An 11547-nucleotide genomic window follows, 5' to 3' on the forward strand; every position below is an offset into this window, starting at 1 on the left:
GGGTCGATGGCAGAGCGGGCGGCGGCCGCGCGCAGGCTGCGCACCTGCGCGATCAGCGGCATCGTGCGCCGTTCGATCCGCTGGATCGGTTGCAGGATGGCCTGTTCCTGCGGTCGGCGGAGGCGCCGAGCAGGGCGTTCAGCGGTTGCCCCGCGCGCGCGTAGTCGGCGGCGAGCGCGTCGATGGCGTGCTCGGTCGCCTGCCGGCTCGCCGGGTCGTCCAGCAGCACCACGTCGCGCAGGGCGATGGCGCGGTCGTGCACGCTGCCGCGGAAATTGATCGCATAGCGCTGCTTGACGCTGTTGACCTGGTTGATGGCGGTCAGGCGTTGGTCGATGCTGTGCACGCGCTGGATGCCGACGAAGGTGAGCAGGATCATCAGCACGATGATGGCGAGGAAACCGAGCGCGAGGCGCTGGCCGATGCGCAGATTCGAGAAGAGGTGCATGGGGGCGGGGAACTGGGCGAAGGGGAGGGGTGGCGGCCGGCGGGCAACTGGGTTGCCGCGCCCTCACGGCGCCTACGTTGAGGTAACCCCGCAGTAGCGGCGTCGCACGGGCGAACTGAAGCGCCCCAGCGGCGCGGCCCATGGGCCGGGGTGCGTGGCATCCGTGACGGTGGTCACGACAGGGTCCTCGCCTGCGTCTGCCTATACTCGCCCGGTGTCCATCAACAGGTTATGCGCATGCACGCATCCTCTGGGTCCAACGCCAGCGCCGCGCCCGGCAGCCTCCGCCGCTCGGTGTCCAATACGCTCAAGGGCTCGGCCGGCAACCTGGTCGAGTGGTACGACGTCTACGTCTATTCGGTGTTCGCCACCTACTTCGAGTCGCAGTTCTTTTCGAAGGAAGACAAGAACGCCACGATGTTCGTGTGGGCGATCTTCGCGATGACCTTCCTGATGCGGCCGATCGGCGCGTGGTATTTCGGCCGCTTCGCCGACCGCTACGGCCGGCGCCTGGCGCTGACCATCTCGGTGTCGCTGATGGCGCTGTGTTCGTTCGCGATCGCGGTGACGCCGACGGTGGCCACGATCGGCATTGCCGCGCCGATCGTGCTGTTGCTGGCGCGGCTGCTGCAGGGCTTTGCGACCGGCGGCGAGTACGGCACCAGCGCCACCTATATGTCCGAAGCGGCGATCCCGGGCCGGCGTGGCTTCCTGTCCTCGTTCCACTATGTGACCCTGGTCGGCGGCCATGTGCTGGCGCAAACCACGCTGCTGGCGATGTTGCATTTCGCCGACAAGGGCTGGGTGTCCGAATGGGGCTGGCGCCTGGCGTTCGGCCTGGGCGGCATCGGCGCGCTGGTGGTGTTCTGGCTGCGCCGCACCATGGACGAGTCGCTGGGGTCGGACGCCATCGCCGAGGCCAAAAAGGGCGGGGCGCGCGCTGCCGGTTCGTTGCACGAGCTGTTCGTGCACCAGTGGCGGCCGCTGTTGCTGTGCTTCCTGGTGACGGCGGGCGGCACCATCGCCTTCTACACCTACTCGGTCACCGGGCCGAAGATGATCCAGACCGCGTTCGCTGGCGACGACGTGATGGCCGGCACCCTCATCAATCTGGTGGCGCTGACCGTGCTGATGCTGATGCAGCCGGTCGGCGGCTGGCTGTCGGACATCGTCGGGCGCAAGACGCTGCTGGTGTTCTTCGGCATCGGCGGCGTGCTCTACACCTGGTTCCTGGTGCTGGAACTGCCCAGGCAGAGCGACTGGCTGACCGCGTTCGCGATCCTGACCGGCGGCTTCGTGATCCTGACCGGCTACACCTCGATCAATGCGGTGGTCAAGGCCGAACTGTTCCCGACCCACATCCGCGCGCTGGGCGTGGGCCTGGGCTACGCGCTGGCCAACTCGGCCTTCGGCGGCACCGCGCCGCTGCTGTACCAGGCCTCGCTGAAGACCGGCCACGTGACCACCTTCGTCTGGTATGCCACCGCGGTGATCGCGGTGTCGCTGGTGGTGTACATCGTCTTCCTGAGCAACAAGGGCGCGAACTGGCTGGACGACGAGCGCGCGATGCGCGAGCGCCGGGCCGCGAAGGCGGCGGCCCGGCCCGGCTGAGGCCGGCAGCGCCTGCACGGGCGTGGCCTGGTCGCGCCCGTGCCGCGGCGCGCTGCAAGCCCGCCGGCAGGGGCCGCCGTCGCAGTTTCGGCGGCGCGCGTGCGACTCGGGTACCATGCAGCCCCACTCACGGGCGCGTTCGCTCATGGCCGATTCCAAGAAGACCCCCGACACCCCCGTTACCCAGGACCAGGCCGAAGCCGCCGTACGCACCTTGCTGCGCTGGGCCGGCGAGGACCCGGACCGCGAGGGCCTGCTGGACACGCCGCGGCGCGTGGCCGAGGCCTATGGCGACTGGTTCAGCGGCTACCAGGCCGACCCGCGCCAGTACCTGCTGCGCACGTTCGAAGAAGTGGCCGATTACGACGAGATGATCGTGCTGCGCGACATCGAATACGAAAGCCATTGCGAGCACCACATGGCGCCGATCATCGGCAAGGTCCATGTGGGCTACCTGCCGCGCGGCAAGGTGGTGGGCATCAGCAAGCTGGCGCGCGTGGTCGATGCCTACGCGCGGCGCTTCCAGGTGCAGGAGAAGATGACCGCGCAGATCGCGCAATGCATCCAGGACGTGCTGCAGCCGCTCGGCGTGGCCGTGGTGGTGGAAGGCGCGCACGAGTGCATGACCACCCGCGGCATCCACAAGCGCGGCGTCAGCATGGTCACCTCGAAGATGCTCGGTGCCTTTCGCGGGGACGCGCGCACCCGCGCCGAGTTCCTGCGCTTCATCGACGGCGGCAAGCGCTGAGCGTGCCGCATGCGCTGCCGCGCTAGCATTTCTGCCTTTTCGGCACGTACGTTCGGTCCCGCAGCATCGGCATGAAGCACCGCACCCGCATCGCCCGCTACCGCAGCCTACGCGAGCAGCCGCTGTGGAAGCTGCTCGCCGCCGATCATGCGCCGGAAGTCATCGGCCTGCTGCAGTCGCTGCTGCTGGACAGCGAACGCCGGCTGCCGGCGGCGGTGCTGCACGAGCGGTTGCAGCGCATGCTCGACGAACTCAACGCCGAGCAGCTGTCGCGCGAACTGCCGCGCACCGCGCAAGCCTATGTGGCGCACTGGCTGGCGCAGGGCTGGCTGGAGCGGCGGCTGCCGGACGGCGCGCAGCAGGAGGAATACGAACTGTCCACCCAGGCCACGCAGGCGATCCGCTTCGCCGATGGCCTGGAGCATGCGCGCGGCGCGGCCACCGAGAGCCGTCTGGCCTTGGTGATGCAGCAGCTGGCGCAGCTGGCGGCGCTGACCGAGACCAATCCGGATGCGCGGCTGTCGGCGCTGCGCGACGAACGCGAGCGCATCGATGCGGAGATTGCGCGGGTCTCCAAGGGCAAGGTGGCGGCGCTGGATGGCAAGCGCGCGCTGGAGCGCGCGCGCCAGGTGATCGCGCTGGCCGACGAACTGACCGAGGATTTCCGCCGCGTGCGCGACGATTTCGAGCAGCTCAACCGCGACTTCCGCGAGCGCATCATCGACGACGAGGGCGAGCGCGGCGAGATCCTGGGCAAGCTGTTCGAAGGCGTGGACGTGATCGGCGACAGCGATGCCGGGCGCAGCTTTCAGGCGTTCTGGGCCTTGCTCAACGATGCCGAACAGAGCGCGCAGCTCGACGCGGCGCTGGAGACGGTGCTGGCGCGTTCGTTCGCGCGCAAGCTCGACCGCCGCGAGCGCGGCTTCCTGCGCGGGCTGACCGGCACCATGCTCGAGCGCGGCGGCCAGGTGCACGACGTGATGCAGCATTTTGCGCGCAGCCTGCGCGGCTTCGTGCAGAGCCGCGGCTACCTGGAGCAGCGCCGGCTCAACCAGTTGCTCAAGCAGGCGCAGGCCGAGGCGCTGGCCTTGCGCGAGCACATTCCCGCGCAGCGCGGCATCGGCCGCGATCTCAACCTGACCACCAGCCGCCTGCGCTCGCTGGCGCAATGGCGGCTGCACGACCCGCGCCAGCAGCAGGTCGAGGGCGGCATCCAGCGCAACGAGGCGGCGGCGATTTCGCTGGACAGCGTCGGCTATCTGGTGGTGCAGTCGGAAATCGACTTCCGCAGCCTGCGCCGCGATCTGTTCGAGCTGCTCGCCGAGCAGCCGCAACTGTCCATCGCCCAGGTGCTGACCCAGCGCGAGGCCAGCCAGGGCCTGGGCAGCGTGATCGGTTACCTGTCGCTGGGCACCCGCCATGGCGTGGTTGCCGCCGGGCAGCACGAGATCGCGCAATGGCGTGGCGGCGATGGCCAGTGGCGCCGCGCGCGCATTCCGTTGGTGTGGTTCACCCAGGAGAAACGCCATGAACTGGCATGAACACGAATGGGATGCCGAGCAGGAACGCCTGCCGGACGCGGCCGACAACGCGGCGCCCGACGCCGGCAGCGGCCTGTTCCCCGGCGACAGCGGCCGCCTGCCGGTGGAGGCGCGGCGCGCGCTGTGCCAGCTGCTCAGCGGCCCCAGCGTGGACGCGCAGCGCCACAGCAAGCTGTGGCCGGCGCTGCTGCGCAGCGAGGCGGCGATCCGCAGCGCCCTGGCCGACCTGTTCCTGGAACTGGTGCTGGATCGGGAGGCCGGCATCGCCTTCACCCGCCAGGCCGACACCGGCGAACTGGAAACGCCGGTGCTGCTGCGCTCCTCGCCGCTGACCTTCATCGATTCGGTGCTGCTGCTGCACCTGCGCCAGCAACTGGCCGAAGCCGATGCGCGCGGCCTGCGCGCGGTGGTGGAGGAAGCGCAGCTGGGCGAGGCGCTGGCGGTGTACGAGAAGAACCTCTCCACCGACCGTGCCGGTTTCCTGCGCCGGGTCGGCAATGCCGTGCAGAAGATGAAGGACAACCACATCCTGACCCGCCTGCGCGGCGAAGACGAACGCTATGAAGTCTCGCCGGCGCTGAAGCTGCTGTTCTCGGCCGAGGACGTGGCCGCGCTGGCGCAGGTGTACCGCCAGCTGCGCGAAGGCCCGGGCAGCGGCGAGGATGCCGCCGAGGCTGCACAGGACGCCTAGGCCGCGCGTTGGCCGGAGCGGACTGCCGCGAAAGCGCCCGCCCCGGCTTGGTTCCGTGCGTCCGCGTCCCTAGACTGTGCCGATGAAATCCTCCGCTTCCACGCCTGGCCTGTTCGCCGGCGATCAGCCCGATGCGCGCCTCCAGCAGTTCCGCATGCGCCGCTTGCAGGTGCACAACTGGGGCACGTTTTCCGGCCTGACCGAGATCCCGATCGCCGCGCGCGGCTTCCTGTTCGTCGGCCGCTCCGGCTCGGGCAAGTCCACCCTGCTCGATGCGATGTCGGCCTTGCTGACGCCGCCGAGCATCGTCGATTTCAACGCCGCCGCGCGCGAGGCCGAGCGCAGCGGCCGCGACCGCAACCTGGTGTCCTACGTGCGCGGCGCCTGGGCCGACCAGCAGGACAGCGAATCGGGCGAGATCGCCACCCAGTACCTGCGCAAGGGCGCCACCTGGACCGCGCTGGTGCTGGAGTACCGCAACGGCGAGGACCGCGTGGTCAGCCTGGTGCGCCTGTTCTGGATCGCCGGCAACGGCACCGCCGCGGCCGACGTGCGCAAGCACTACATGGTGGCCGAGCGCGCGTTCGACATCGCCAGCGACCTGGACGGTTTCGACCTGGACCTGCGCAAGCTCAAGCAGCGCCTGCACGACGTGCACCATTTCGACAGCTTCGCCGGCTACGCCGAACGCTTCCGCCACCAGCTCGGGATCGGCAACGAGATGGCGCTGCGGCTGCTGCACAAGACCCAGTCGGCGAAGAACCTCGGCGATCTCAACGCCTTCCTGCGCGGCTTCATGCTCGAGGAGCCGAAGACCTTCGACGCCGCCGAGCGCCTGGTCGGCGATTTCGCCGAACTCGACGGCGCGCATCAGGCGGTGGTGACCGCGCGCCTCCAGGTCGAGACCCTGCTGCCGGCGCGCGCGCACCACGCCGAGCTGATGGCGGTGCGCCGCCAGCGCAGCGAACTGGACGAACTCAAGCTCGGCATCGACAGCTACCGCGAGCAGCGCCGCCTGGCATTGCTGGATGCGCGGCTGCAGGAACTGGACACTCAGGATCGCGGCCTGGCCGGGGAGGAAGGGCAACGCCGTGCCGCGCTGGAGAACCATCAGCGGCGCCTGGACGACCTGGAAGCGCAGCGCCGCGCCCAGGGCGGCGAGCGCATCGATGCGCTGGAACGCGAGCGCGGCCAGCAGCAAGCCGAGTGCGACCGCCGCGCCGCCAAGCGCAGCCAGGCCGAGCAGGCCTGCCGCCAGCTGGAACAGGTCCTGGCCGGCAGCGCGCAGGGCTTCGCCGAGCAGGCCGCACAGGCGCGCGCGGCGCTGGAGGACGGCACGCGCGCGGCCGCCGAACTCGACGAGGCGATCGGCCAGCGCATCGCCGGCAAGGCCGAGGACGCCAAGCGCTTTGCCGAAGTGCGCGCCGAGATCGATGCGCTCAAGCGCAATCCATCCAATATTCCTGCACCGATGCAGGCGCTGCGCGCGCGCCTGAGCGCCGACACCGGCGTGCCCGAGGCCGCCTTGCCGTTCGTCGGCGAGCTGCTGCAGGTGCGCAGCGAGGACGCCGACTGGCGCGGCGCCATCGAACGCGTGCTGCACGGCTTCGCGCAATCGCTGCTGGTGGACGAACGCCATTACGCCGATGTGGCCGATTGGGTCAACCGTACCCATCTGGGCATCCGCCTGGTGTACTACCGGGTGCGCGACAACGAGCACGCCCTGCCTGGGCGCGCGCCGGCCGCCGGCTCGCTGCTGCACAAGCTGGAACTGCGCGAGCACGCCTTCGCCGGCTGGCTGCGCCGCGAGCTGGGCAAGCGCTTCGACTACGACTGCGTGGACAGCGCCAAGGCGCTGCGCCATGCCGAGCGCGCGATCACCCGCGAAGGCCAGGTCAAGCATCCCGGCGAGCGCTACGAGAAGGACGACCGCCATGCGGTGAACGATCGCCGGCGCTGGCTGCTGGGCTTCGACAACCGCGACAAGCTGGGCTTGTTCGAAGAAGAGGGCCTGGCGCTGGCGCAGCGTATCGCCGCCTGCGATGCCGACGTGGCCGCGTTGCGCGCGCGCCGCGAACGCGACGGCGAGCGGCGCCTGGCCCAGCACACCCTGGCCAACCTGGCCTGGGACGAGATCGACGTGGCCGCGCCGCTGCAGCGCCTGGACGACATCGCCACGGCGCTGCGCCAGTTGCGCGAGGGCGATGCCAACCTGCGCGCGCTGGGCGAGGCGATCGACCATGCGCGCGCGGACATCAAGCAGGCCGAACGCACCTTCGAGGGCGTGCGGACGGAGCGGATCACCCTCGGTGCCGAACGGGCGCGGCTCGAGAAGCAGCGGCTGTCCTGCGCCGACGCGGACGCGCGCGTGGTCACACCGTTGCAGCGGCAGGGGCTGGACGAGCGCCTCGCCGGTCTGGGCGTGCTGAGCCTGGACAATCTCGAGGCGCATTTTCGCCAGATCGGCAATGCCATCGTCGAGCAGACCAGCGCCAGCGACAAGGAACACAACCGCCTGGAGCAACTGCTGCTCGGCTGCTTCCGCCGCTACTGCCAGCAATGGCCCGAAGACAGCGGCGATTTCACCGTCAGCCTGAGCAGCGCCGAGGATTTCCTCGCGCGCCTGCAGCGCCTGGAACGCGACGGCCTGCCGCAGCACGAGGCGCGCTTCTTCGAACTGCTGCAGAGCCAGAGCAAGAACAACATGCTGGCCCTGCAGCGGCATACCGCCGAGGCGCGCAAGTCCATCGCCCAGCGCCTGGACGAGGTCAACGCCAGCCTGGAACAGGTGCCGTTCAACCGCGGCACCTTGCTCACCATCGAACTGGGCGACCGCCGCCTGCCGGAGGTGATCGAGTTCCATCAGCGCCTGCGCGACGTGCTCGGCCATCACCAGACCGAGCAGCGCGACCTGGCCGAACAACAGTTCGCGGTGCTGCGCGAACTGGTGCGCCGGCTCGGTTCGCAGGACGGCGAGGACAAACGCTGGCGCGAGCTGGTGCTGGATGTGCGCCTGCACGTGGAATTCGTCGGCGTCGAGCTCGATGCCGCCACCCGCCAGCAGGTGGAGATCTACCGCAGCGGCGCCGGCAAGTCCGGCGGCCAGCGGCAGAAGCTGGCCACCACCTGCCTGGCCGCGGCGCTGCGCTACCAGCTCGGCGGCGAGGACGGCGAACTGCCGCGTTACTGCGCGGTGGTGCTGGACGAAGCCTTCGACAAGGCCGACAACGAATTCACCGCGCTGGCGATGAACATCTTCGAGAACTTCGGCTTCCAGATGGTGGTGGCCACGCCGCTGAAATCGGTGATGACCCTGGAACCGTTCATCGGTGGCGCCTGTTTCGTCGAGATCAGCGGCCGCCACGATTCGGGCGTGCTGCTGATCGAATACGACGAGCAGGCGCGCCGGCTCAAATTGCCCGAGCGCACGCGCGGTGCGGCCACGCCAGGCGATGCAGCGCCAGCGCCGGAAGCGCAACCACCCGGCGCCGCGCCGCGCCGCCTGCGCGCCGGCACTGCGGCCGTCGTGCGTGGCGATGCCGGTGACCCTGCGGTTTCCGCCAGCGCCACGCCGGCCACCGCGCGCGCGCCACGCACGCCGCGTCCCCCGGCCGAGCCGAGCAAGCCGCCCAGGGCCTGACCGGGATGGCACGCGCCAACGCGATGCTGCTGCCCGACGCCGCGCTGGCCGCGCTGCGCGGGCAATGGCGGCTGCACCGCGGCGCCTGGCTGCTCGGCGAGGCCGCGCCGCAACCGGTGGCGCTGCGCATGCCGACCCAGGCCCAGGCCACCGCCGGATTCGATGCGTTCGGCGCCTGGTTGCGCGCCTGGCGCACCACCGCGTTGCCGGGGCACGTGCAATGGCGCGAGGTGAAATGGCCGCAGCTCGGCGCGCAATGTCTGCCGTCTGCCTGGCAGCCGAACGCCGATGAGGCCGCGCTGGCGCTGGGCGAACACGCGCGCTGGCAGCGCGCACGCCAGCGCTGCGCAGCACTCGTCGCGCGCTGGCCGCAGGCACTGGGGTTTGCCGCGCGCCTGCGCCGGCAGTTCGACCTGCTCGCCGATGCGCCGGAAGCGGATGTCGCGCGCCTGCTAGCGGTGGTCGATTGGTTGCATGCCCATCCGGACAGCGGCCTGTTCCTGCGCCAGTTGCCGATCGCCGGCATCGACAGCAAATGGATCGAGCCGCGCCGCGGGGTCATCGCCGACTGGCTGGCCGGGCTGCGCGGCAGCGCCGAACCCCGCAGCTTCGACAGCCTGTCCGGGCTACGCCGCGCGCCCGACCGGGTGCGCCTGCGCCTGCTAGATGCGGACCTGCGCGCGCGGCTCGGCGGGCTGGACGACATCCAGGCGCTGATCGCGCAGATCGCCGCGCTGCAGCTGCCGGTGCGGCAGGTGCTGATCGTGGAGAACCGCGAGACCGGCCTGGCCTGCGAGGACCTGCCCGGCACGTTGCTGCTGATGGCGCGCGGCTACGCGGTGGACTACGTGCGCGCCATCGACTGGCTGCAAGCACTGCCGCTGTACTACTGGGGCGACATCGACACCCACGGCCTGGCGATCCTGCATCGCCTGCGCCGGCATGCGCCGCGCACGGTCGCGCTGCTGATGGACGAAACCACCTTGCGCGCTACGCCATCCGAGCTGTGGGGACACGAGCGCCGCCAGCATCGCGCGCAGCGCCTGGACGCGCTCAGCACCGCCGAGCAGGCCTTGTACACCGGCTTGCGCAGCGGCCGCTTCGGCCCCGCGCCGCGCCTGGAACAGGAGCGCATCGCCTGGGACTACGCATGGCCGCGCATCCGCGCCGCGCTGGCCGGAGAGCGCGACGAACCGTGCGCAATCGTCCGCTGATTCGGCCGCGCCTCAGCGCAGCAAATCCCAGCCCATCTTGCCGATCAGCACCACCACCAGCAACAGGAACAGCTGCCGGATCAACGGCGTGCCGCCGCGCAGCGCCAGCCGCGTGCCGGCCACCGCGCCGGCGATATTGGCCACGGCCATCGGCACCGCCACTGCCAGCAGCACCTGCTCGCTCGGCACGAAGAAGCACAGCGCAGCCAGATTGGTGGCAAGGTTCACCACCTTCGCCGCGGCCGAGGCGCGCAGGAAGTCCAGCCCGAAGAAGCGGATGAACAGGAAGATGAGGAAGCTGCCGGTGCCGGGGCCGAAGAAGCCGTCGTAGAAGCCGATCGCCGCGCCCATCGCCAGTGCGATGGCCAGCTCGCGGCGGCCGATATGGCGCGGCCGGTGCAGCGCGCCGAAGTCCTTCTTGACCAGCGTGTAGGCGAGCATCGCGATCAGCAGCCCCAGGATCAGCGGCCGCACCGCCTGTTTCGGCAGCAGGCTGACCGCGCTGGCGCCGAGGAAGGAGAACGCGAACGCGGCCGCGGTGGCGTACAGCACCGGCCGCCACGGGAAGCGCACGTTGCGCGCATAGCGCCAGGCCGACGCGCCGGTGCCGGCCATCGCGCTGAACTTGTTGGTGCCCAGCAGCACCGCCGGTGCCTGCTGCGGCAGGGTCGCGAACAGCCCCGGCAACTGGATCAGGCCGCCGCCGCCCACCGCCGCATCCACCAGCCCGGCGACGAAGGCGATGCACAGCAGCCACGGCAGCTCGGTCGGGATCAGCTCCAGCAAGGCGGCGCTCCGCGCGATGGGGGGCGCAAGCATAGCCGGGGCCGCCGCCCAGGGCCGCGCAGGGATGCGCCGCGCCGCCGCAGCCGGCACAATCGGCGCATGCCTCCGTCCGCCCCGCGCCTCGCCGATCCTTGCCCCTGCGGCCGCCCGCGCGACTACGCGCAGTGCTGCGGGCTCTACCACGCCGGCGCCGCCGCGCCCGATGCCGAGACGTTGATGCGTTCGCGTTACAGCGCCTACGTGCGCCGCGACGCCGACTACCTGCGCGCCAGCTGGCACCCGTCCACGCGCCCGGCGCAACTGGAGCTGGATACGCACACCACCTGGCTCGGCCTGACCGTACAGCGGGTCATTGCCGGCGCCGCCGACAGCGCCGAGGTCGCGTTCCTGGCGCGCTACCGCATCGGCGGCGGCAGCGCGGTACGCATGATCGAGCACAGCCGTTTCGTGCGCGAGGATGGCCGCTGGTATTACCTGGACGCGCTGGACTGAACCCATGCTCCGCTGTGGCATCCGCTTCGCGCGGCGCTGGCCGATGATGGTGCGAACGCGTCCGCGCGCAGGCCGCGCTGGCCTTCCCCGAGCTGCAGCCGACGCTGAGCATCGGCGTGGTCCAGCGGCGCCCCGGCGACGACGCCAACGGCCTGGTGCAGCGCGCCGACGAGGCGCTGTACGCGGCCAAGAGCGGCGGCCGCAACCGCGTGGTCGCCGTGTACTGAGCCGGCCGCCAGCACCCCTGTAGGAGCGGCTTCAGCCGCGACAGGATCTATCGGTAAAGCCTGTCGCGGCTGAAGCCGCTCCTACAAAACCCCGGACTCCCGTGCCCCATCACTGCCCGTGAGCAGTCCATTGCCCATGGTTGTTTATG

Annotated in this window: 9 protein-coding genes and 1 pseudogene; 8 read left to right on the forward strand and 2 right to left on the reverse strand. The window is 70.5% G+C overall.

The annotated features are described in order from the left end of the window. Nucleotides 1-11 precede the first annotated feature (11 nt). Nucleotides 12-448, reverse strand: a pseudogene (locus KHF85_RS00665) (MCP four helix bundle domain-containing protein); the annotation flags it as partial. A gap of 237 nt (nt 449-685) precedes the next feature. Between KHF85_RS00665 and KHF85_RS00670 the strand changes: the two are divergent. The 6 genes from KHF85_RS00670 to KHF85_RS00695 all read left to right on the forward strand — a co-directional run bounded on the left by KHF85_RS00670 (nt 686) and on the right by KHF85_RS00695 (nt 9893). Then, nucleotides 686-2059: an MFS transporter gene (locus KHF85_RS00670; RefSeq protein WP_284568127.1), complete on the forward strand. Its 1374-nt coding sequence runs from the start codon at nt 686-688 to the stop codon at nt 2057-2059. Between the two features lie 145 nt (nt 2060-2204). Further along, nucleotides 2205-2807: a GTP cyclohydrolase I FolE gene (folE, locus tag KHF85_RS00675; protein ID WP_284568128.1), complete on the forward strand. Its 603-nt coding sequence runs from the start codon at nt 2205-2207 to the stop codon at nt 2805-2807. A 71-nt stretch (nt 2808-2878) separates the two neighbouring features. Continuing rightward, a complete protein-coding gene (locus tag KHF85_RS00680; protein ID WP_284568129.1) occupies nt 2879-4348 on the forward strand; it encodes a DUF3375 domain-containing protein in 1470 nt (489 codons plus the stop codon). Then, the gene (locus tag KHF85_RS00685; protein WP_284568130.1) at nt 4335-5039 is read left to right on the forward strand and encodes a DUF4194 domain-containing protein; all 705 of its coding nucleotides are present in this window, start codon (nt 4335-4337) and stop codon (nt 5037-5039) included. Before KHF85_RS00680 ends, KHF85_RS00685 begins: the two co-directional genes overlap by 14 nt. 82 nt (nt 5040-5121) lie before the next feature. Continuing rightward, on the forward strand, nt 5122-8679 hold the full coding sequence (locus tag KHF85_RS00690) for an ATP-binding protein (RefSeq protein ID WP_284568131.1): 3558 nt from the start codon (nt 5122-5124) through the stop codon (nt 8677-8679). Between the two features lie 5 nt (nt 8680-8684). Continuing rightward, nucleotides 8685-9893 carry a Wadjet anti-phage system protein JetD domain-containing protein gene (locus tag KHF85_RS00695; RefSeq protein WP_284568132.1) on the forward strand — a complete coding sequence of 403 codons (1209 nt, stop codon included), beginning with the start codon at nt 8685-8687 and terminating at the stop codon, nt 9891-9893. 12 nt (nt 9894-9905) lie between these two features. Here KHF85_RS00695 and KHF85_RS00700 read toward each other — a convergent pair whose 3' ends face one another. Then, nucleotides 9906-10679 (reverse strand): sulfite exporter TauE/SafE family protein, encoded by a 774-nt coding sequence (locus KHF85_RS00700; protein WP_284568133.1) that lies wholly within the window; start codon nt 10677-10679, stop codon nt 9906-9908. A 99-nt stretch (nt 10680-10778) separates the two neighbouring features. Here KHF85_RS00700 and KHF85_RS00705 point away from each other — a divergent pair, with 99 nt between their 5' ends. Both KHF85_RS00705 and KHF85_RS00710 read left to right on the forward strand, forming a co-directional pair. After that, entirely contained in the window at nt 10779-11171 is a 393-nt protein-coding gene (locus KHF85_RS00705) for a YchJ family metal-binding protein (protein ID WP_064542461.1), read from the forward strand. Between the two features lie 116 nt (nt 11172-11287). Next, nucleotides 11288-11398: a hypothetical protein gene (locus tag KHF85_RS00710; RefSeq protein ID WP_284568134.1), complete on the forward strand. Its 111-nt coding sequence runs from the start codon at nt 11288-11290 to the stop codon at nt 11396-11398. The last annotated feature ends 149 nt before the right edge of the window (nt 11399-11547 follow it).

The organism is Xanthomonas graminis pv. graminis, assembly GCF_030168915.1.
GTDB classification, from domain to species: domain Bacteria; phylum Pseudomonadota; class Gammaproteobacteria; order Xanthomonadales; family Xanthomonadaceae; genus Xanthomonas_A; species Xanthomonas_A translucens.

Excerpts from the sequence above, each read along its gene's own strand:
- KHF85_RS00670 (WP_284568127.1), top strand. The coding sequence starts at position 686 with ATGCACGCATCCTCTGGGTCCAACGCCAGCGCCGCGCCCGGCAGCCTC.
- folE (WP_284568128.1), top strand. The coding sequence starts at position 2,205 with ATGGCCGATTCCAAGAAGACCCCCGACACCCCCGTTACCCAGGACCAG.
- KHF85_RS00680 (WP_284568129.1), top strand. The coding sequence starts at position 2,879 with ATGAAGCACCGCACCCGCATCGCCCGCTACCGCAGCCTACGCGAGCAG.
- KHF85_RS00685 (WP_284568130.1), top strand. The coding sequence starts at position 4,335 with ATGAACTGGCATGAACACGAATGGGATGCCGAGCAGGAACGCCTGCCG.
- KHF85_RS00690 (WP_284568131.1), top strand. The coding sequence starts at position 5,122 with ATGAAATCCTCCGCTTCCACGCCTGGCCTGTTCGCCGGCGATCAGCCC.
- KHF85_RS00695 (WP_284568132.1), top strand. The coding sequence starts at position 8,685 with ATGGCACGCGCCAACGCGATGCTGCTGCCCGACGCCGCGCTGGCCGCG.
- KHF85_RS00705 (WP_064542461.1), top strand. The coding sequence starts at position 10,779 with ATGCCTCCGTCCGCCCCGCGCCTCGCCGATCCTTGCCCCTGCGGCCGC.